The sequence below is a fragment of the Streptomyces taklimakanensis genome, from assembly GCF_009709575.1.
Lineage (GTDB): Bacteria > Actinomycetota > Actinomycetes > Streptomycetales > Streptomycetaceae > Streptomyces > Streptomyces taklimakanensis.
Genome location: NZ_WIXO01000001.1, coordinates 5,378,480 through 5,399,998 on the forward strand (window position 1 = coordinate 5,378,480; position 21,519 = coordinate 5,399,998).

Annotated in this window: 10 protein-coding genes, 3 rRNA genes and 1 pseudogene; 9 read left to right on the forward strand and 5 right to left on the reverse strand. The window is 69.3% G+C overall.

The window, feature by feature from the left end; genetic code table 11:
• Window positions 1–357: 357 nt before the first annotated feature.
• From F0L17_RS23675 to F0L17_RS23685, 3 genes and pseudogenes are all read right to left on the reverse strand, one after another.
• Window positions 358–1,539: pseudogene (locus F0L17_RS23675) on the reverse strand (EAL domain-containing protein); the annotation flags it as partial.
• A gap of 357 nt (window positions 1,540–1,896) precedes the next feature.
• On the reverse strand, window positions 1,897–2,751 hold the full coding sequence (locus F0L17_RS23680) for a M15 family metallopeptidase (RefSeq protein ID WP_155072627.1): 855 nt from the start codon (window positions 2,749–2,751) through the stop codon (window positions 1,897–1,899).
• Between the two features lie 205 nt (window positions 2,752–2,956).
• Complete coding sequence (locus F0L17_RS23685) at window positions 2,957–5,338, reverse strand: glycoside hydrolase family 31 protein (protein ID WP_155072628.1); 2,382 nt, start codon at window positions 5,336–5,338, stop codon at window positions 2,957–2,959.
• Between the two features lie 262 nt (window positions 5,339–5,600).
• Between F0L17_RS23685 and F0L17_RS23690 the strand changes: the two genes are divergently transcribed.
• Together F0L17_RS23690 and F0L17_RS23695 are read left to right on the forward strand one after the other, a co-directional pair.
• Window positions 5,601–7,625, forward strand: coding sequence for an acetoacetate--CoA ligase (locus tag F0L17_RS23690; protein WP_155072629.1), 2,025 nt, complete (start codon window positions 5,601–5,603; stop codon window positions 7,623–7,625).
• 85 nt (window positions 7,626–7,710) lie between these two features.
• Window positions 7,711–8,709, forward strand: coding sequence for a hypothetical protein (locus F0L17_RS23695; RefSeq protein WP_202917925.1), 999 nt, complete (start codon window positions 7,711–7,713; stop codon window positions 8,707–8,709).
• A gap of 82 nt (window positions 8,710–8,791) precedes the next feature.
• Here F0L17_RS23695 and ptsP read toward each other — a convergent pair whose 3' ends face one another.
• Entirely contained in the window at window positions 8,792–10,459 is a 1,668-nt protein-coding gene (ptsP, locus tag F0L17_RS23700; protein ID WP_155072630.1) for a phosphoenolpyruvate--protein phosphotransferase, read from the reverse strand.
• 97 nt (window positions 10,460–10,556) lie between these two features.
• Entirely contained in the window at window positions 10,557–11,006 is a 450-nt protein-coding gene (locus F0L17_RS23705; RefSeq protein WP_155072631.1) for a PTS sugar transporter subunit IIA, read from the reverse strand.
• A 551-nt stretch (window positions 11,007–11,557) separates the two neighbouring features.
• Between F0L17_RS23705 and F0L17_RS23710 the strand changes: the two genes are divergently transcribed.
• The 7 genes from F0L17_RS23710 to F0L17_RS23740 all read left to right on the forward strand — a co-directional run bounded on the left by F0L17_RS23710 (window position 11,558) and on the right by F0L17_RS23740 (window position 21,512).
• A 16S ribosomal RNA gene (locus F0L17_RS23710) occupies window positions 11,558–13,085 on the forward strand.
• Window positions 13,086–13,409: 324 nt separating this feature from the next.
• Window positions 13,410–16,532, forward strand: a 23S ribosomal RNA gene (locus tag F0L17_RS23715).
• 109 nt (window positions 16,533–16,641) lie between these two features.
• Window positions 16,642–16,758: ribosomal RNA gene (gene rrf, locus F0L17_RS23720) — 5S ribosomal RNA — on the forward strand.
• Together the 16S, 23S and 5S rRNA genes form the textbook arrangement of a ribosomal RNA operon.
• 157 nt (window positions 16,759–16,915) lie before the next feature.
• A complete protein-coding gene (clsA, locus tag F0L17_RS23725; protein WP_162466624.1) occupies window positions 16,916–17,524 on the forward strand; it encodes a cardiolipin synthase ClsA in 609 nt (202 codons plus the stop codon).
• A gap of 115 nt (window positions 17,525–17,639) precedes the next feature.
• Entirely contained in the window at window positions 17,640–20,135 is a 2,496-nt protein-coding gene (locus tag F0L17_RS23730; RefSeq protein ID WP_155072633.1) for a mannose-1-phosphate guanyltransferase, read from the forward strand.
• A 142-nt stretch (window positions 20,136–20,277) separates the two neighbouring features.
• Window positions 20,278–21,183: a DUF881 domain-containing protein gene (locus F0L17_RS23735; RefSeq protein ID WP_155072634.1), complete on the forward strand. Its 906-nt coding sequence runs from the start codon at window positions 20,278–20,280 to the stop codon at window positions 21,181–21,183.
• The gene (locus F0L17_RS23740) at window positions 21,180–21,512 is read left to right on the forward strand and encodes a small basic family protein (RefSeq protein WP_027750352.1); all 333 of its coding nucleotides are present in this window, start codon (window positions 21,180–21,182) and stop codon (window positions 21,510–21,512) included. Before F0L17_RS23735 ends, F0L17_RS23740 begins: the two co-directional genes overlap by 4 nt.
• Window positions 21,513–21,519 lie beyond the last annotated feature (7 nt).

Here is a 21,519-nt window from a genome sequence, read left to right on the forward strand (position 1 = left end):
GCCGCTCCTCGTGCCCTCGCCCCGAGCGGTGGCCCGGGGCGTCCTGCGGGGTGCGTCGTATCGTGCCGGCGGATCCGGCGGCACGGCGGAGCCCGCGCCCGCCCGGCATCCGCGACGGGCGTGCGTGTCCGGCGGGATCGCCCTCGGGAGGGTGCGGCCATGGGGACCGACATATGGCGATACCGTCTGATAATCGGAAGTGTTCACCCGGGTGGGAGGACCGTCAAGGTCACCGGAGGGGGAGACGGAGGCCACCGCGGCGCCGTGCGGAGCCGTGGGGGACACGCGCACCGTGCCGCGTCCGTACGGGCCGTCGGGCCGCCCGGTACGGACGAGGCGCGGCGATCAGCGCGTGGTGGAACGCGGCACCCGGGTGAGCGGATTCAGCCCCGGCGCGTCCTCCGGTCGGCTGTCGGCCAACGCCCTGATGACCTCGGCCAGCCGCACCACGCCCACACACCGCCCCACCTCGTCCACGACCGCCACGTCGTCCGCCGCCCGGCTGCCGTCATCGGCGGCCACCACGTCTAGGACCTCCCAGGCGGTGGCTCCCGCCCGGACGGTGCGCGGCCGGTCGGCGAGCCGGACCGCGGGGCGGTGGGCGTACAGCGCGTGTCCGTACCGGCCCGACATCGCCAGCAGGAAGCGGTCCCGGTCCACCGCGCGCACCGGCACCCCGTCGGGGTCCACCAGTAGTACTCCGGTGGTCTCGGGGGAACCGATGAGCAGCGCCCGCACCTGGAAGGCGGAGGCGGACAGCGGAAGCATCACCGCCGGATGCAGGAACTCCGACACCGAGGGGCCCCCCGTACCGGAGGCGCCCTCCGGCGTGGCGGCGGGCGGGCACACGGGACGGTGGACGTCGGCACCGGGACGCCGGGCCGGCGGGGCGAAGAGGTGCCCCTGCCCCCACTGGGCGCCTGCCGCCCGTGCCGCCGCGTACTGCAGGTCGGTCTCCACGCCCTCGGCCACCAGCAGCGCGCCGACACCGTCGCAGAACCTCCGCAGCCCGGTGACCATCGCCCGGTACGCGTGCCGGTGCGGCAGCCGGGCGACGATCGCGGCGTCCACCTTGAGCAGGTCGGGGGAGAGGTCGGCGAGCAACAGCATCGGCAGGTTCCCGTCGCCCACCCCGTCCGCACAGATCCGGAAGCCGTCCCCGCGCAGTGCGTCCACCGCCGAGACCAGCGCCTCGTGCGGCACCCGCGCGGGAGCGGGGGCCGGGGTGACGTCCAGCGTCACCTCCCGGGGCCGGCGGCCGGCGTCCCGTACGGCCCGACGCAGCGCGGTCAGATCGCCCAGTTCCGCGAGGGTGGCGGCGAAGACGTTCACGTGCAGGGGCAACAGGCCCTCCTGGCGGGTGGCGGTCCGCACCGCCAGCGCGGCCAGTTCGGCGTCCAGTTCCGGGTCGTGGCGCGCCTCGGCCACCACGTCGCCCTCCTGTGGACGTGCCAACACCTCCAGGGCCGTCACGGAACCGGTCGCGAGGTCCACGACCGGTTGGTAGGCGAATCGGAGTCGGTCCGTCCAGGCACGCACACCACCCAGCATGCTGCCTGGATGCCCCTCCGGAGGCGCTGTTCGCGCAGAGTTAACGAGCATTTCCCGGTGCCCGCGCCGGACACCGCGCCGGACACCGTGCCGGGACCGGGCGGTGGCCGAACCGGCGCGTGACGCCGCCGACGGGCGGAACGTCCGCGAGGGGTCACCGGAATGTCGCGAGCGCGTGACAGGACGCCAGGAGGCGAACCCGCCGCGCGGGGAGCCGCGTCCCCGCCGTCGGACGGCGGTACGGGACCGACGGGGGTGGATCCGTGCCGCCGTCCGACCCTCGTGGACGCACCGCCCACCGGCCCGTCCGGGCGCCCGGGACCGGACCGACCGGTCGGCGGCCGGTCAGCGGCCGGTCAGCGACCTGCGGTGCACGGGGAAGTCGAAGTAGGTGTCCGGAAACGGCTCCGATCCCAGACTGTAGTGCCACCACTCCGAGGCGTAGTTGACGAACCCCACGTCCCGCAGGGTCTCCTTCAGCAGCAGCCGGTTGGCCCGCTGCGCGTCGGTGATCCGCGGATCCAGGGTGTGCGACAGGGTGTCGAAGCAGTCGTAACCCGTTCCCATGTCCACCGAGTTGTCGGGGAAGCGCTCCTCCCGCGGCGCGTGGCACGGCGTCAGCGGCTCGCCCGGCACGTACGGCCGGGTCGGCCAGGCCGGCAGCCGCACCAGCGTCAGGTCGACGGTGCTGCCCCGGCTGTGCCCGGACCGCGAGGCGATGTACCCGTCCTCGAAGAGCCGGGACTTGTCCACCCGGGGATAGAACTCCTCCTTCATCCGCTGGTCGTCCACGTCCTCCGCCCAGGCCACGAAGTGGTCCACGGCCCGTTGCGGCCGGTAGCAGTCGTAGACCTTGAGCGAGTAGCCCCGCCACAGCAGCCTCCACTGGGCCCGGCGCAGGGCCTCGGCCGCCTCACGGGTCAGGACGCACATCGGCTCGCGGTAGCCGTCGATCGGCTCGCCGACGAAGTTGTGCGCGGTGGTGTAGCGGATCTCCTGGAGGATCGTCGGGTCCACGTCGGCCAACGACACGAACCCCGGCGGGGCCTTCGGCTCCGACTCGGCCCGTGCGGCCGGGGCCGCGGCGAGGAGGGTGACGAGGACCGCGAGGACGAGCGGCACGGCGGCGAGGCGGGAGGACGCCGCGGTCGCCGTCCCACCCGGCCTCCTGGGCGAACCGATCAGGGAACCGATCAACATGAGGCCTCCGTTTACCAGGGAACCCGCACGGTGCGGAAGACCGTCTCGCACGCCCCGGGTCCCCGCTTCGCGCCCTCCGACGCTCCTCCGACGCTCCTCCGACGCTCCTCCGGCGCTCCTCCGGCGTCCTCCGGCGTCCTCCGGGGCCGTCCCCGCCCCGCCCGGTCACCCCCGGCCGCCCCCGGCCGCCCCCGGCCGCCCCCGGTCACCCCCGATCGCCTCCCGGGGTCCCCGAGCCGCCCCCCACGCCGCGCACCCGCACCGGGTACCCCACGTCCTCGGCGCCCTCCCGCGTCACCACCACCTCACGGCCGTGCGACCGGACGGAGAACCGCTCCAGCTCCGCCCGCTCCCAACCGTCCCCGGTCTCCACCGCGAGCACCCCGCCGCCCGTTCGCCCGCGCGGCGGTGCCCAGACGTCCAGCTCCACTGCGCCGTCGGCCCCGGCCACCGGCACCACCGCGCCCGCCCGCGCCAGCACCGGTATCCGCGACAGCGGTGCCTCCACCACCACCCGCCCCGGCCCGTCGTACACACCGCCACCGGCCGTGTCGTACCACCGGCCGCGCGGCAGCCGCACGGTGCGGCGCGTCACCCCCGGCTCCAGCACCGGCGCCACCAACAGCGCGTCCCCGAGCAGGAACGCGTCCTCGCACTCCCGCAGCCCCCGGTCCCGGGGCGCCCCCCACCACAGCGGACGCACATACGGAGCACCCGAGCGGTGCGCCAGCCGGGCCAACGTCGCGAAGTACGGCACCAGCCGCTCCCGCTCCCGCAGCGCCGCCCCCGCGTGCTCCAGCACGTCCGAACCGAACTCCCACGGCTCGCGCCGCCCGCCCCCCGGCGCGCCGTACACCCGGAACAGCGGCAGGTAGGCCGCCATCTGGAACCAGCGCAGATACAGCTCCGGCGACGGAGGCGGCGATCCCGCCGGGCCCCCGACGTCCGCGCCGCAGTACGGCACCCCGCACAGCCCCAGGCCGATCACCTGGGCGAGCGCGTCCCGCAGTCCCTCCCAGCCGCCCGTCCCCTGATCCGTCCAGGTGCCGCCGTACCGCTGCGACCCCGCCCAGCCCGACCCCGACAGCAGGAACGGCCGTTCCCGCGGCCGCAGCCCGCGCAGCCCCTCGAACCCGGCCCGGGCCATCGCCAGGGCGTAGACGTTGTGCGCCTCGCGGTGATCGCCCCCGCGCGCCTCCAGGGCGTGCCGCGCCGACCGCGGCAGCGTCGCCTCCCCGAGGACGGACAGGGAGAACGGCTCGTCCAGTTCGTGGCAGAACCCGGCGAAGCCCCGCCCCAACCGCTCCTCGTACAACCCGCCCCACCACTTGCGCACCCGAGGGTCGGTGAAGTCCGGGAAGACCGCGCCGCCCGCCCGGCCCACCCCGCGCACCGGCACACCGCGCGGGTCCCGGACGAAGGCGTCCTCGTCCCGTCCGCCGTCGTACACCGGGTCGCCCGGCTCCGCCCGCACCGCGGGCTCGACCACCGACACCAGACGTATCCCCCGCCCGCGCAGCGAGGCGGCGAGACCGGGCAGATCGGGAAAGCGCCCGGAGTCCACCGTGAAACCCCGGCCTCGACGGTGGTGCCCCGCCCCCAGGTGCACGGCGCTCAGCGGCAGTCCCCGCTCGGCGTACCCCGCCACGATCCGCCGCACCTCGCGCTCGCCCCCCGCGCCCGACAGACCCAACTGGTGGCCCAACGCCCACCGCGGCGGTACGGCCGGCGCCCCCGTAAGCGCCCGCCAGCCGGACAGGATCCGCGACGGCGCCCCCGTCAGCACCCAGTAGCGCGGTGGTCCGCCCGAGAACCGCACCTCGCACCGGCCCGGCCGGTCGTGCCCCGACCCGGCCCCCTCCAGGCCCTCGTACAGCGTCACCAGGCCGTCCCAGGAGTTGTCGTGGAAGACCAGGTGGTTGCCCGCGTCCGCCACCACCCACAGCACGGGCATCGTCAGCGCCCGCTCGCCGCGCCCCGCGCCCGACGGGCCCGGACCCGCGTTCCACAGCCGGTACGTGCCGTTCCGCAACCGCGGCCCCGGCGTCCGTCCGCCCAGTCCGAAGAACCGCGCGTCCGCCGGTACCTCGCTGCGCTGCGTCCACCGGCTCCCCGCGTCCCCCTCCACCGGTTCCCACCAGCGCGGCGGCAGGTCACGGCGGAGCACCACCCCGCCCGGGGTGCGCACCTCCACGGCGCCCGACCGGGTCACGGTCACCAGCACCCGCTCCGAGACCACCCGCCAGCCACCGTCCTTGTCCGGCTCCAGGGCGGCCCGCGCGTCGGCCTGCGGACACGCGCCGGACAGCGCGTACGACGGCTCCGGTGACGCGTCGTCCCAGCCGCAGAAGACCACCCCGCCCGCCGTCACCCGCACCCGCAGCGACGACCGCTCGAAGCGCACCACTCCACCCCCCGGCCGGGGCTCCGCCCCCTCGGCCGTACCCGGCACCCGAGCCCGTTCCCGAACCCCCCGCGGCAGCGCACGGGCGTCCGTCCGCCACCCCCGCCACGACGACCGCGCCGCACCCAGCCCGCGCGCCGCACCGAACACCCTCACCGACCGCACCAGGCCACGTGCATCCATGCTGCTCAGAGTGCCACCACCGGCCCATGGGAAGTACCGCGTTCAACTGTCGTTCACCCAACATCCCCCCGTGGTTGGACCACACCGCCCGGCCCACCGATATGGGCGCCCCGCCCTGGTGCGGAAACCGATCACGTGGCACAGTCCTGACACAGTCCTCGTACAGCCGTCACGCACACGCACGCCCCCGGCCACCATCCCAGGGGCCGGCCGTGCGGGAGGCGAACGCACACGAAGCGTGGAAGACAGCCCGGGAGCCGCCATGACCGCCGCGCACAGCGCCGCACCGACGACCGCCGACCAGCCCGAACCCCTGTGGCGGCCCGGCCCGGAACGGATCGAGGGCGCCCGGCTCACCCGTTTCCAGAGCTGGGCGGCCGAACGCTTCGGAGCACCGGCCGCCGTTCCCGGCGACCCGGCCGCGAGCTACGCCGTGCTGCACCGCTGGTCCGTCGAGGAGTCGTCCACCTTCTGGCAGGCGGTCACCGAGTGGTTCGACGTCCGCTTCGCCACCCCGTACGAGACCGTCCTGGCCGACGCGACCATGCCCGGCGCCGACTGGTTCCCCGGCGCCACCCTCAACTACGCCGAACACGCCCTGCGCGCCGCCGAGGATCCCGCACGCGCCGACACCCCCGCCCTGCTCCACGTCGACGAGAGCCACCGTCCCAGGCCCGTCACCTGGGCCGAACTGCGCCGCCAGGTCGGCTCGCTCGCCGCCGAACTGCGCCGCCTCGGGGTGCGCCCCGGCGACCGCGTCAGCGGCTATCTGCCCAACGTCCCCCAAGCGGTCGTCGCCCTGTTGGCCACCGCCGCCGTCGGCGGCGTGTGGACCTCCTGCGCCCCCGACTTCGGCGCCCGCAGCGTCCTGGACCGCTTCCGGCAGGTCGACCCCGTCGTCCTGTTCACCGTCGACGGCTACCGCTACGGGGGCAGGGAACACGACCGCGCGGACGTCGTCGCCGAACTGCGCCGCGAGCTGACCGGCCTGCGCGCCGTCGTCCACATCCCACTGCTCGGCACCCCCGCCCCGGAAGGCGCCCTGGAGTGGGACTCCCTCACCGCCGCCGACACCGAGCCGGTCTACGAGCACGTCCCCTTCGACCACCCGCTGTGGGTGCTCTACTCCTCCGGCACCACCGGTCTGCCCAAGGCCATCGTCCAGTCCCAGGGCGGCATCCTCGTCGAGCACCTCAAACAGCTCGGCCTCCACTGCGACCTCGGGCCCGACGACCGCTTCTTCTGGTACACCTCCACCGGCTGGATGATGTGGAACTTCCTCGTCTCCGGCCTGCTCACCGGCACCACCGTCGTCCTCTACGACGGCAGCCCCGGGCACCCCACCATCGACGCCCAGTGGCGCGTGGCCGAACGCACCGGCGCCACCCTGTTCGGCACCTCCGCGGCCTACGTCATGGCCTGCCGCAAGGCCGACGTCCACCCCGGCCGCGACCTCGACCTCTCCCGCGTCGGGTGCGTCGCCACCACCGGCTCCCCGCTCCCGCCCGACGGCTTCCGCTGGATCCACGACGAGGTCGCCGAGGACATGTGGATCGCCTCCGTCAGCGGCGGCACCGACGTGTGCAGCTGCTTCGCCGGCGCCGTCCCCACCCTCCCCGTCCACGTCGGCGAACTCCAGGCCCCCTGTCTGGGCACCGACCTGCAGTCCTGGGACCCGCAGGGCGAACCCCTCGTCGACGAGGTCGGCGAACTGGTCGTCACCAACCCCATGCCGTCCATGCCGATCCGCTTCTGGAACGATCCCGACGGCTCCCGCTACCGCGAGAGCTACTTCGAGATGTTCCCCGGCGTGTGGCGGCACGGCGACTGGACCACCCTCACCTCGCGCGGCACCGTCGTCATCCACGGCCGTTCCGACTCCACCCTCAACCGGCAGGGCGTACGCATGGGCTCGGCCGACATCTACGAGGTCGTCGAGCGGCTCCCCGAAATCCGCGAGTCCCTCGTCATCGGCGTCGAACAGCCCGACGGCGGCTACTGGATGCCGCTGTTCGTCCACCTCACCGAGGGGGCCACCCTCGACGACTCCCTGCGCGACCGCGTCAAGCGGACCATCCGCGAACACCTCTCCCCGCGGCACGTCCCCGACGAGATCATCGAGGTGAAAGGCGTCCCCCACACCCTCACCGGCAAGCGCCTGGAGGTCCCGGTCAAGCGCCTTCTCCAGGGCGCCGACTTCGACAAGGCCGTCAACCCCGGCTCGGTCGACGACGTCGAACTCCTCCGCTTCTACGAGCGACTGGCCCGGCAGCGCCTCACCTCCTGACCGCGCCCCGGCCGGGCGGGCCCGTTGTCAGACCCCTCGGTTACGTTGAGTCACCAGTCGGACGCGACGCAACCGAGGGGGAGACATGACGACCGCCAGGAACCGAGAGCACCGACACGAGCGCGCCGGCGGCCGCTCCGGCCGACACCGCGAACGCCGCCGCGGCCGCCGAAGGGCGACCACGCGCCGAGCGCTGCGTCGCGAGGCGCCCAGCACGGTCGCCGTCGTGGCCGATCCGGCCGGCTTCGCCGCCATGCGCGGCCACACCACCTTCCCCTTCGAGGACCACCACACCTACCTGCGGCGGACGGAAGGGCTGCTGCGCTCGCTCACCGCCCAGGGCGTCCACACCCGTGTCGGCCTGTTCGACCCGGCCGCCTACGCACGCTTCTGCACCCGGGAACGCATCGAGCCCGACACCCCCGACAGCCGCGCCCGCTACGTCGCGGAACTCGTCGCCACCGGAGCCACCGTGCACTACCGGGGGCAACCGCTCGGCCGGATCCTGCCGCTGCTGCTCGACGCCAGGGAGCACCGAGACACCCGGGAGCGCGCCACCGAACCGCCCACCGCCCCGGGCCCCCGTCCCGACTGCGGCGGGGACGCGGCACGCGGGGCCCTCGACGAGGCCACCGGGATCACCGCGGGGCTCCTCGACGGGGCGGGCCCCGGCACCCACCACCTGGTGTGCAGCGTCACAAGCCCCACAGGGGGCACGGGGCCCCTCGTCGCGGTCCTCCGGGTCCACGACACGCCCCGCGTCCCGTTCCGGACGGACACCACCCAGGCCCTGGTCTTCCACACGGTGCTCGCCGCGGGCCTCACCGCGGGGAGGCCCGCGGCAGTGGTGATGCGCACCACCCGAGACGGGCACGAGGAGGTCCGGGGGTGGAGCCTGGCCGACGGCCGGATCCACCCGCTCACCGAGGCGGAGGTCTTCTCCGCCTACTGCACCGACGCGGAGACGGGGGAGCCGATCCCGCCCGAACCGGGCCTCACCTACCGCGCGGGCTTCCCACTGCCCCGCCTCCCGGGCCCCTCCGACACCGCGGGGACACAGGAACCGGGCAGCGGGGGAGAGTGAGGGGGCCGACCACCGCGCCCCCCGGCCGCGTCCACGGGCGCACTCGCGTCCCGAGGGCGCGGAGTCCCCCCGTCCTCGGGTCTCACTCCCCGGAGAGCACCGACCGCGCGGCCGCCCGCGCCCGGTCGCCGCTCTCCGAGGCCCGGGCGGCCGCCGCGGCGCGCTCGCACTGGGCCAACGTGTGTTTGGCCAGCGTCGCGCGGACGTACGGGATGGCCGTCGCGCCCATCGACAGGCTGGTGACCCCCAGGCCGGTCAGCACGCACGCGAGCAACGGATCGGAGGCCGCCTCACCGCAGACGCCGCAACTCTTGCCCTCCGCCCCGGCCGCCTCCGCCGCCATCGCCACCAGGTCGAGCAGCGCGGGCTGCCAGGGATCCTGGTAGCGGGAGAGGGCACCGACCTGCCGGTCCGCCGCGAAGGCGTACTGCGCCAGGTCGTTGGTGCCCAGCGACAGGAACTCCACCTCCTGGAGGAGCGACCGGGCCCGCAACGCGGCCGAGGGCACCTCCACCATCACACCGACCTCGGCCCGCAGCCCGGCCTCCCGACAGGCGTCGGCGAACGCTCTCGCGTCGGCGCGGTCGGCCACCATGGGGGCCATGACCTCCAGGTACACCGGAAGCCCCTCGGCCGCCCGGGCCAGCGCACGCAACTGCGTCCGCAGCACGTCCGGGTGATCGAGCAGGGCCCGCAGCCCCCGTACTCCGAGTGCCGGGTTCGGCTCCTCGGAGGGGGAGAGGAACTCCAGCGGCTTGTCCGCGCCCGCGTCGAGCACCCGCACCACGACGCGTCCCTCCGGGAACGCCTCCAGAACCTGTCGGTACGTCTCGACCTGCTTCTTCTCCGAAGGCGCCTTCCGCCCGTCGAGGAACAGGAACTCCGTCCGGAACAGACCGACGCCCTCGGCACCCGCGTCGAGCGCCGCCGCCACGTCCGCGGGCCCACCGATGTTCGCCAGCAGCGGCATCCTGTGCCCGTCGGAGGTCGCGCCGGGACCGGTGGCGGTGGCGAGCATGGCCTTCCGCTCCCGGGCGATCCCGGCCAGCCTCTCCCGCTGCTCCGGGCTCGGCGCCACCACGACCTCTCCGGTGCTGCCGTCCACCGCGACGACCGTGCCCTCGGCCAGGTCGACGGCACCCTCCAACGCCACCACGGCCGGTACTCCCAGGGCGCGGGCCAGGATGGCGCTGTGGCTGGTCGGGCCGCCCTCCTCCGTCACGAACCCGAGCACGAGGGAGGTGTCCAGCAGCGCGGTGTCGGCGGGGGCGAGATCACGCGCCACCAGCACGAACGGCTTGTCGCTGTTCGGCACCCCCGGCATCGGCATCCCCAACAACCTGGCGACGATCCGGTTCCGCACGTCGTCCAGGTCGGCCACCCGCCCGGCGAGGTACTCGCCCGCACCGGCCAGCAGGGCACGGTAGGCGTGGAGGGAGTCGTACACGGCGCGCTCGGCGGTGCTGCCCACGGCGATGCGCCGCTCGACGTCGGCGCTCAGCTCCGGATCCCGGGCCATCATGGCCTGGGCCTCCAACACGGCCTGGGCCTCCCCGCCCGCCAGGTTTCCCCGCGCGACGAGGTCGGCGGCCACCGCCTCCATCGCCCGGCGGGCCCTCTTCCGCTCGCGCGGCACGTCCTGCGGAGCGATTCGCGCGGTCGACGGCTCCAGCTCGGCAGTGCTCATGTGCCGGACCTCGCCGATCGCCACCCCGTGGCTCACGCCGACACCTCGAAGCGTTGTCTCCATCTCACCGTCTCCGGTCATTCCGTCTCATGGGTGGATACGCGCCCGCCGGGTGTCCACCACGCGTGAACACCTCGCCGCCGACGCGGGAGCGATGGGCTCACCGCCAGGTGAACAGGGTGCCCCCGGCGGGAACGTCGACGCCCTCGGCGACATCGGTCAGCGAGTCGGGGCCGGCCTCCAGGGCGATGACCGGACAGACAGGAGACTTTCCCGCGGCCTCGACTTCCACGGGGTTCCAGCGGACGATCGGAGTCCCACGGCGCACCGTGTCCCCCTTGGCCGCCACCAGGTCGAATCCCCGTCCGTTCAACTGCACGGTGTCGATGCCGAGGTGCGTCAGCACACCGTGTCCCTCGTCGTCCACGACGACGAAGGCGTGAGCGTGCAGGGAGACGACGATCCCGTCGACCGGAGCGACGGCGGTGGACTGGCCACGGACCGGGTCCACGGCGGTACCGGGGCCCACCATCAGACCGGAGAAGACCGGGTCGGGCACGGCCGCGAGGCCGATGGCACGCCCGGCCAGCGGGGACGTCACGATGGTCATGGGAGCCTCCCGGAACGGAGATCGGTTGGTCGCAGTCGTCACTGTTTGTCCTGACATGCGCACTGATCAGAAGCGTAGGACATGGGAACCGTCGGGCCTGGACGAGCGCGCGCGTGGCGCCCCGTCGGGGGCCGGTCGGGCGGATTTGCCTCTGTTCCGACCCGCCTGTACTCTCGTATCTCCGTCCGGCCCCCTCGGGTGCCGACGGCATCCGAGCAATCGACTCCCATCGACAATCCGGTTCGGTTCCGTGTGTTCGCGGAGAGACCGAATTTCGGAACCCGGTGAGAGTGCTGATAGAGTCGGAGACACCGAAGGGAAGCGCCCGGAGGGGCCCCGGGAAGGGGTGCCGATGGAAGCGTCCGTTCCTTGAGAACTCAACAGCGTGCCAAAAGTCAACGCCAGATATGTTGATACCCCGTCGTCGGAACCGGTCGGTTCCGGTGATGTGGTTCCTTTGAAACACACAGCGAGGACGCTGTGCGCCCCGGGATCATTCCTCCCGGTGGCGCCGCTCCCCGCGGATGTGACCCCCGGAGTACCGGGAAGCATTCACGGAGAGTTTGATCCTGGCTCAGGACGAACGCTGGCGGCGTGCTTAACACATGCAAGTCGAACGATGAACCTCCTTCGGGAGGGGATTAGTGGCGAACGGGTGAGTAACACGTGGGCAATCTGCCCTGCACTCTGGGATAACTCCGGGAAACCGGAGCTAATACCGGATACGACCATCGCGGGCATCCGTGGTGGTGGAAAGCTCCGGCGGTGCAGGATGAGCCCGCGGCCTATCAGCTGGTTGGTGGGGTGACGGCCCACCAAGGCGACGACGGGTAGCCGGCCTGAGAGGGCGACCGGCCACACTGGGACTGAGACACGGCCCAGACTCCTACGGGAGGCAGCAGTGGGGAATATTGCACAATGGGCGCAAGCCTGATGCAGCGACGCCGCGTGAGGGATGACGGCCTTCGGGTTGTAAACCTCTTTCAGCAGGGAAGAAGCGCGAGTGACGGTACCTGCAGAAGAAGCACCGGCTAACTACGTGCCAGCAGCCGCGGTAATACGTAGGGTGCGAGCGTTGTCCGGAATTATTGGGCGTAAAGAGCTCGTAGGCGGCCTGTCGCGTCGGATGTGAAAGCCCGGGGCTTAACTCCGGGTCTGCATTCGATACGGGCAGGCTAGAGTTCGGTAGGGGAGATCGGAATTCCTGGTGTAGCGGTGAAATGCGCAGATATCAGGAGGAACACCGGTGGCGAAGGCGGATCTCTGGGCCGATACTGACGCTGAGGAGCGAAAGCGTGGGGAGCGAACAGGATTAGATACCCTGGTAGTCCACGCCGTAAACGTTGGGCACTAGGTGTGGGCGGCATTCCACGTCGTCCGTGCCGCAGCTAACGCATTAAGTGCCCCGCCTGGGGAGTACGGCCGCAAGGCTAAAACTCAAAGGAATTGACGGGGGCCCGCACAAGCGGCGGAGCATGTGGCTTAATTCGACGCAACGCGAAGAACCTTACCAAGGCTTGACATACATCGGAAAGCTCTGGAGACAGAGCCCCCCTTGTGGTCGGTGTACAGGTGGTGCATGGCTGTCGTCAGCTCGTGTCGTGAGATGTTGGGTTAAGTCCCGCAACGAGCGCAACCCTTGTTCTGTGTTGCCAGCATGCCTTTCGGGGTGATGGGGACTCACAGGAGACTGCCGGGGTCAACTCGGAGGAAGGTGGGGACGACGTCAAGTCATCATGCCCCTTATGTCTTGGGCTGCACACGTGCTACAATGGCCGGTACAATGAGCTGCGATGCCGTGAGGTGGAGCGAATCTCAAAAAGCCGGTCTCAGTTCGGATTGGGGTCTGCAACTCGACCCCATGAAGTCGGAGTCGCTAGTAATCGCAGATCAGCATTGCTGCGGTGAATACGTTCCCGGGCCTTGTACACACCGCCCGTCACGTCACGAAAGTCGGTAACACCCGAAGCCGGTGGCCCAACCCCTTGTGGGAGGGAATCGTCGAAGGTGGGACTGGCGATTGGGACGAAGTCGTAACAAGGTAGCCGTACCGGAAGGTGCGGCTGGATCACCTCCTTTCTAAGGAGCATTCTCGGCCGGTCGTCTTCGGGCGCCGGTCCAGAGGCCACTGCGCAGACGCGTGTTCTGCGGTGGTTGCTCGTGGGTGGAACGTTGACTATTCGGTGGGTTCTCGACCGTTGTTCTCTCAGTACTGCCGGCCTTCGGGTGGGTGTGGAACGGAGTGGGGGTCGAGGGTTCGTCGGGCGCGCTGTTGGGTGTCTGAGGGTGCGGCCGTGAGGTCGTGGTTCCCTTGGGTTCCGGACCCGGTGTACTCGCCTGTGGGGTGGGGTGACGGTGGGCCGGTCGTTGTTTGAGAACTGCACAGTGGACGCGAGCATCTGTGGCCAAGTTTTTAAGGGCGCACGGTGGATGCCTTGGCACCAGGAACCGATGAAGGACGTGGGAGGCCGCGATAGGCCCCGGGGAGCTGTCAACCGAGCTGTGATCCGGGGGTGTCCGAATGGGGAAACCCGGCAGTCGTCATGGGCTGTCACCCGCTGCTGAACACATAGGCAGTGTGGAGGGAACGCGGGGAAGTGAAACATCTCAGTACCCGCAGGAAGAGAAGACAACCGTGATTCCGGGAGTAGTGGCGAGCGAAACCGGATGAGGCCAAACCGTTCACGTGTGAGACCCGGCAGGGGTTGCGTGTGCGGGGTTGTGGGAGTTCTCTTCGGTCGTCTGCCGGCGGCCGGACGAGTCAGAAACCGTATGGATAGGCGAAGGGCATGCGAAAGGCCCGGCGTAGAGGGTAAGACCCCCGTAGTCGAAATCTGTGCGGCTCGTTTGAGGACCACCCAAGTAGCACGGGGCCCGAGAAATCCCGTGTGAATCCGGCGGGACCACCCGTCAAGCCTAAATATTCCCTGGTGACCGATAGCGGATAGTACCGTGAGGGAATGGTGAAAAGTACCGCGGGAGCGGAGTGAAATAGTACCTGAAACCGTGTGCCTACAAGCCGTGGGAGCGTCGCCGTGAGTGCTTGCGCTTGCGGTCGTGACTGCGTGCCTTTTGAAGAATGAGCCTGCGAGTTTGCGGTATGTTGCGAGGTTAACCCGTGTGGGGGAGCCGTAGCGAAAGCGAGTCCGAACAGGGCGTTTGAGTAGCGTGCCCAAGACCCGAAGCGGAGTGATCTAGCCATGGGCAGGGTGAAGCGGCTGTAAGAGGTCGTGGAGGCCCGAACCCACCAGGGTTGAAAACCTGGGGGATGACCTGTGGTTAGGGGTGAAAGGCCAATCAAACTCCGTGATAGCTGGTTCTCCCCGAAATGCATTTAGGTGCAGCGTCGTGTGTTGCTTGCCGGAGGTAGAGCACTGGATAGGCGATGGGCCCTACCGGGTTACTGACCTTAGCCAAACTCCGAATGCCGGTAAGTGGTAAGCGCGGCAGTGAGACTGTGGGGGATAAGCTCCATGGTCGAGAGGGAAACAGCCCAGAGCATCGACTAAGGCCCCCAAGCGTGTGCTAAGTGGGAAAGGATGTGGAGTCGCAGAGACAACCAGGAGGTTGGCTTAGAAGCAGCCATCCTTGAAAGAGTGCGTAATAGCTCACTGGTCAAGTGATTCCGCGCCGACAATGTAGCGGGGCTCAAGCACACCGCCGACGTCGTGTCACTCACACATCAGGTCCAACGGCCGTGTGGGTGGGTAGGGGAGCGTCGTGTGCCGGGTGAAGCAGCCGTGGAAGCGAGTTGTGGACGGTACACGAGTGAGAATGCAGGCATGAGTAGCGATACAGGAGTGGGAAACTCCTGCGCCGATTGACCAAGGGTTCCTGGGTCAAGCTGATCTGCCCAGGGTAAGTCGGGACCTAAGGCGAGGCCGACAGGCGTAGTCGATGGACAACCGGTTGATATTCCGGTACCCGCTGTGGAGCGCAAGGGCCGAGCCCGGTGATGCTAAGTCCGTGAAGCCCTCTCGTGCCTTCGGGTGCGGGGTGTGGTGGAGCCGACGGTCCGATCCGGTAGTAGGTGAGTGATGGGGTGACGCAGGAAGGTAGTCCAGCCCGGGCGGTGGTTGTCCCGGGGTAAGGGTGTAGCCCGAGGGGTAGGTAAATCCGTCCCTCGTGTAGGGGTGAGACCCGATGCCGAGCCGATGGTGGCGAAGTGGATGATCCTATGCTGTCGAGAAAAGCCTCTAGCGAGTTGCACGGCGGCCCGTACCCCAAACCGACTCAGGTGGTCTGGTAGAGAATACCGAGGCGTTCGGGTGAACTATGGTTAAGGAACTCGGCAAAATGCCCCCGTAACTTCGGGAGAAGGGGGGCCATGTCTGGTGACGAGTCTTGCACTCCGAGCCGGGTGTGGCCGCAGAGACCAGCGAGAAGCGACTGTTTACTAAAAACACAGGTCCGTGCGAAGCCGTAAGGCGAGGTATACGGACTGACGCCTGCCCGGTGCTGGAACGTTAAGGGGACCGGTTAGTGGTGCTTCGGTACCGCGAAGCTGAGAACTTAAGCGCCAGTAAACGGCGGTGGTAACTATAACCATCCTAAGGTAGCGAAATTCCTTGTCGGGTAAGTTCCGACCTGCACGAATGGCGTAACGACTTCTCGACTGTCTCAACCATAGGCCCGGTGAAATTGCACTACGAGTAAAGATGCTCGTTTCGCGCAGCAGGACGGAAAGACCCCGGGACCTTTACTACAGCTTGATATTGGTGTTCGGTTCGGCTTGTGTAGGATAGGTGGGAGCCGGTGAAGCATGCACGCCAGTGTGTGTGGAGGCGTTGTTGAAATACCACTCTGGTCGTGCTGGATGTCTAACCCGGGTCCGTGATCCGGATCGGGGACAGTGTCTGGTGGGTAGTTTAACTGGGGCGGTTGCCTCCCAAAGGGTAACGGAGGCGCCCAAAGGTTCCCTCAGCCTGGTTGGTCATCAGGTGGTGAGTGTAAGTGCACAAGGGAGCTTGACTGTGAGACTGACGGGTCGAGCAGGTGCGAAAGCAGGGACTAGTGATCCGGCGGTGGCTTGTGGAAGCGCCGTCGCTCAACGGATAAAAGGTACCCCGGGGATAACAGGCTGATCTTCCCCAAGAGTCCATATCGACGGGATGGTTTGGCACCTCGATGTCGGCTCGTCGCATCCTGGGGCTGGAGTCGGTCCCAAGGGTTGGGCTGTTCGCCCATTAAAGCGGTACGCGAGCTGGGTTTAGAACGTCGTGAGACAGTTCGGTCCCTATCCGCTGTGCGCGTAGGAGTCTTGAGAAGGGCTGTCCCTAGTACGAGAGGACCGGGACGGACGAACCTCTGGTGTGCCAGTTGTTCTGCCAAGGGCATGGCTGGTTGGCTACGTTCGGGAGGGATAACCGCTGAAAGCATCTAAGCGGGAAGCCTGCTTCGAGATGAGGACTCCCACCCCGTTTCAGGGGGTAAGGCTCCCGGGAGACGACCGGGTTGATAGGCCGGAGATGGAAGCTTCGTGAGGGGTGGAGTCGACCGGTACTAATAGGCCGAGGGCTTGACCGTAGATGCTCGCGTCCACTGTGTGGGTTCTGAGACCACGACCGGTTTCTCCGGATTTTCGAGGTTTCCAATTGAACAGTGTGCTTGTTCGCTAGGAACACTCGGATGGTGTTTCGGTGGTCATGGCGAGAGGGAAACGCCCGGTTACATTCCGAACCCGGAAGCTAAGCCTTTCAGCGCCGATGGTACTGCATGGGGGACCGTGTGGGAGAGTAGGACGCCGCCGAACGATATGTTGAAGAGCCGTGGTTTCCGGACTGGTTGGTCCGGAAACCACGGCTCTTTTTGTGTTCCGGAGCTCTGTCCGGGACCCCCTTCCGTCTCGTGTTCCGGGCTGCGGGTAAGGTCAGGAGGCATCGTTGGTACGGACTCACGGGAGGTCCCGGGTGGAGGTCCAGGAGACACGAGTCCAGACGGACCGTGTCCTCACCATCCCCAACATCCTCAGCATGGCACGGCTCATCGGAGTGCCGGTCTTCCTGTGGTTGATCCTCTGGCCGGAGTTCGGAGGGCCGAACGCGGACGGCTGGGCGCTGCTGGTGTTGGGGCTCAGTGGGGTCAGCGATTACCTGGACGGCAAGCTCGCCCGGCGGTGGAACCAGATCAGCGGCCTCGGCCGCATCCTCGACCCCGCCGCCGACAGGCTGTACATCCTCTCCACCCTTGTGGGACTCACCTGGCGGGGCATCCTCCCGCTCTGGCTCACCGGACTGCTGCTGGCACGCGAACTGATGCTCCTGGTCGCGGTCTGGGTGCTCGACCGGCACGGATATGCGCCGCCGCAGGTCAACTTCCTCGGGAAAGCCGCCACCTTCTGCCTGATGTACGCCTTCCCGTTGCTGTTGCTCAGTGACGGAAGTGGCTGGGTGTCGTCACTCGCTGCGATTTTCGGATGGGCGTTCGCAGGCTGGGGTACAACCCTCTACTGGTGGGCAGGAATCCTCTACGTGGTTCAAGTCCGCCGACTTGTCAGGGCGGACGCCGCAGCCGACTAGCCCAGTCTCGTGTCGGGGGCTGCGAGACCCGAGTAGCCCTTTTCGAGCTTCACAGGCTTCCTCGGTCGGGCACAGTCGGCGTGTATGTCGTCTCTTCAAGGAGGACGCTTCCGACATGAAGGCCGTCGTAATGGCCGGTGGCGAAGGCACCCGCCTTCGCCCGATGACCGCGAGCATGCCCAAGCCGCTGTTGCCGGTGGTCAACAAGCCCATCATGGAGCACGTGCTCAGGTTGCTCAAGCGGCACGGTCTCACCGAGACCGTGGTGACCGTTCAGTTCCTGGCCTCGTTGGTCAAGAACTACTTCGGGGACGGCGAGGAGCTCGGGATGGAGCTCACCTATGCCCATGAGGAAAAGCCGCTCGGTACTGCCGGCAGCGTCAAGAACGCCGAGGAAGCCCTCAAGGACGACTCGTTTCTCGTCATCTCCGGCGACGCCCTCACCGACTTCGACCTGACCGAGCTCATCAATTTCCACCGCGAACGTGGCGCGATGGTCACCGTGTGTCTCACGAGGGTGCCGAATCCCCTGGAGTTCGGCATCACGATCGTCGATGACGACGGGAAGGTCGAGCGGTTCCTGGAGAAGCCCACCTGGGGCCAGGTGTTCTCCGACACCGTCAACACCGGCATCTACATCATGGAACCCGAGGTCTTCGACTACGTCGATCCCGACGTTCCCGTGGACTGGTCGGGGGATGTCTTCCCGCAACTGCTGAAGGAAGGCAAGCCGATCTACGGGTACGTGGCGGAGGGCTACTGGGAGGACGTCGGCACCCACGAGAGCTATGTGAAGGCGCAGGCCGACGTCCTCGAGGGCAAGGTGGACGTCGAACTCGACGGCTTCGAGATCTCCCCGGGCGTCTGGATCGCCGAGGGCGCCGAGGTGCACCCGGACGCCACACTGCGGGGCCCGCTGTACATCGGCGACTACGCCAAGGTCGAAGCCGGCGCGGAGATCCGCGAGCACACGGTCGTCGGCTCCAACGTGGTGGTCAAGAGCGGTGCCTTCCTGCACAGGGCCGTGGTCCACGACAACGTCTACATCGGCCCCCAGACCAACCTCCGCGGCTGTGTCGTCGGCAAGAACACCGACGTGATGCGCGCTGCCCGGATCGAGGACGGGGCGGTCATCGGCGACGAGTGTCTGGTGGGCGAAGAGTCCATCGTCCAGGGCAACGTCCGCGTCTACCCCTTCAAAACGGTCGAGGCGGGCGCGTTCGTCAACACCTCCGTCATCTGGGAGTCGCGCGGCCAGGCACATCTCTTCGGCGCGCGCGGCGTCTCCGGCATCCTCAACGTCGAGATCACGCCGGAGTTGGCGGTGCGATTGGCGGGCGCGTACGCGACGACCCTGAAGAAGGGATCGACCGTCACCACGGCCCGTGACCACTCCCGAGGCGCGCGTGCCCTCAAGCGCGCGATGATCTCGGCCCTCCAGGCGAGCGCCATCGACGTGCGCGACCTGGAGAACGTGCCGCTCCCCGTGGCCCGGCAGCAGACCGCGCGGGGCAGCGCCGGCGGCCTGATGATCCGCACCACCCCGGGGGTCCCCGACTCCGTCGACATCATGTTCTTCGACGAGCGCGGGGCGGATCTCTCCCAGGCGGGCCAGCGCAAGCTCGACCGCGTCTACGCTCGGCAGGAGTACCGCAGGGCGTTCCCCGGCGAGATCGGCGACCTGAGTTTCCCGGCGAGCGTCTTCGACTCCTACACGGGAACCCTGCTGAGGGCGGTGGACACCACGGGCGTCGCCGAGTCCGGCCTGAAGGTCGTCGTGGACGCCTCCAACGGCAGCGCCGGCCTCGTCCTGCCCAGTCTGCTGGGCCGGCTCGGCGTCGACTCGCTGACGATCAACCCCGGCCTCGACGAGTCGCGTCCCACCGAGACGGCGGAGACCCGCCGTGCGGGGCTGGTGCGGTTGGGGGAGATCGTCTCCTCGGCGCGGGCCGCCTTCGGCGTCCGCTTCGACCCCGTGGGCGAGAAGATCTCCCTGGTCGACGAGCGGGGCACGATCATCGAGGACCAGCGGGCGCTGCTGGTGATGCTCGACCTGATCGCCGCCGAGCGGCGCAGCGGAAAGGTCGCCCTGCCGGTGACCACGACCCGCATCGCCGAGCAGGTCGCCGCCTACCACGGCACCCAGGTGGAGTGGACGACCACCTCGCCCGACGACCTCACCCGGGTCGGTCGCGACGACGCCACCATCTTCGGTGGAGACGGTCGGGGCGGCTTCATCGTGCCGGAGTTCAGCAGCGTCTTCGACGGTACGGCCGCCTTCGTGCGTCTGCTCGGGCTCGTGGCGCGCACCCAACTGACCCTGAGCCAGATCGATGCCCGCATCCCGCAGGCTCACGTGCTGCGCCGGGACCTGGCCACCCCCTGGGCGGTCAAGGGGCTGGTCATGCGGCGGGTCGTCGAGGCGGCGGGGGAACGCTTCGTCGACACCACCGACGGTGTGCGCGTGGTGGAGTCCGACGGTCGGTGGGTGATGGTCCTGCCGGACCCCGCCGAGGCCGTCACGCACCTGTGGGCCGAGGGGCCCGACGACGCCTCCGCCCAGGCGCTGCTCGACGAGTGGTCGGCCGTGGTCGACAGCGCCGGACGCTGACTCTCCGGCCGACGCTCCGGACCTGACGGGTCCGGTGGGTCTCCGGGCGGGGTCTTCGGGACGGCCGCCGGGCCGCGGCGTGATGCCGCGTCCCGGGCGTCCCGGAGGCCCCGTTCGGCACAAGGGCACCTGGCGTGCGACGATGTGCGGCATGTCGCAGCACCCCGTACGGAGTAGTCCCTCCCGGCCCGTGCGGCCCGACGCCTCCATGTCGCTGCTGACCAACGTGATGGAGCACAGTCTCGACGACGGTTACGCGGAGGCGGCGGCCCGCCGGGGGACCGAGGGCCGTTCCGGAATGCCGCGCACGCTGCGGGCGAAGCTCGTACTGGCGTCGGGGCTCGTCCTCGCGGCGCTGGTGGTGACGCTCGGTGCGGCCCAGGCGCGCTTCGAGGCGCCCACGGAGGCCAGGGAGCGACAGGAGTTGGTCGACCGGATCCGGAACGACAGCCGGGACGCCGACGAGCTGCAGAAGAGCGTGGACGGTCTCCGCGAGGAGGTCGGAGCCATGCAGCGCGAGGCGCTCCAGGAGCACGGCGGTGACAGCGGCGAGGTGGTCGCCCTGCTGGCCGGTGCGGTGCCGGTCGAGGGCCCCGGAGTCGAGCTGGTCGTCGACGACGCGGAGGAGTCCGGACCTGGTGAGGGGGGCGGCCCGCGTCGGAGCACCAGCTTCTCCGACACCGGCCGGGTCAGGGACAGGGATCTGCAACGCGTGGTCAACGGGCTGTGGGAGTCGGGGGCCGAGGCGATCTCGATCAACGGCCAGCGGCTGACGGCCCTGTCCGCGATCCGTGCCGCGGGGGACGCCATACTCGTCGACAACAAGCCGTTGGCGCCGCCGTACACCCTGCTGGCGGTGGGGGACGGGGAGCGGCTGAGTTCCCGGTTCCGGAGCAGCGGCGACGGCCGGTACCTGGAAGTGCTGCGGGAGAACTACGACATCCGTACCAGCATCTCGGTGGAGGACAGGGTGCGGCTGCCCGCCGCGCCCAGTCTGACCGTTCGCACAGCCGAGCCGGTGAAGACAGGAGAGGGCAGCACATCGTGATCGCCGTTTTGGGCCTCATCGTGGGAGTCGTGGCCGGACTCGTGGTCCGTCCCGTGGTGCCGACGGTCGTCGAGCCCTACCTGCCGATCGCCGTCGTGGCCGCGCTGGACGCGGTGTTCGGCGGGCTGCGCGCGATGCTGGACGGCATCTTCGACGACAAGGTGTTCGTGGTGTCGTTCCTGTCCAACGTCGTGGTGGCGGCCCTGATCGTCTTCCTCGGCGACAAGTTGGGTGTCGGTGCGCAGCTGTCGACGGGGGTCGTGGTGGTGCTGGGCATCCGCATCTTCTCCAATGCAGCCGCCATCCGGCGGCACGTGTTCCGGGCGTGAGTGGGCG

Excerpts from the sequence above, each read along its gene's own strand:
- ptsP (WP_155072630.1), bottom strand. The coding sequence starts at position 10,459 with ATGGAGACAACGCTTCGAGGTGTCGGCGTGAGCCACGGGGTGGCGATC.
- F0L17_RS23705 (WP_155072631.1), bottom strand. The coding sequence starts at position 11,006 with ATGACCATCGTGACGTCCCCGCTGGCCGGGCGTGCCATCGGCCTCGCG.
- F0L17_RS23680 (WP_155072627.1), bottom strand. The coding sequence starts at position 2,751 with ATGTTGATCGGTTCCCTGATCGGTTCGCCCAGGAGGCCGGGTGGGACG.
- F0L17_RS23730 (WP_155072633.1), top strand. The coding sequence starts at position 17,640 with ATGAAGGCCGTCGTAATGGCCGGTGGCGAAGGCACCCGCCTTCGCCCG.
- F0L17_RS23735 (WP_155072634.1), top strand. The coding sequence starts at position 20,278 with ATGTGCGGCATGTCGCAGCACCCCGTACGGAGTAGTCCCTCCCGGCCC.
- F0L17_RS23690 (WP_155072629.1), top strand. The coding sequence starts at position 5,601 with ATGACCGCCGCGCACAGCGCCGCACCGACGACCGCCGACCAGCCCGAA.
- F0L17_RS23685 (WP_155072628.1), bottom strand. The coding sequence starts at position 5,338 with ATGGATGCACGTGGCCTGGTGCGGTCGGTGAGGGTGTTCGGTGCGGCG.
- F0L17_RS23695 (WP_202917925.1), top strand. The coding sequence starts at position 7,711 with ATGACGACCGCCAGGAACCGAGAGCACCGACACGAGCGCGCCGGCGGC.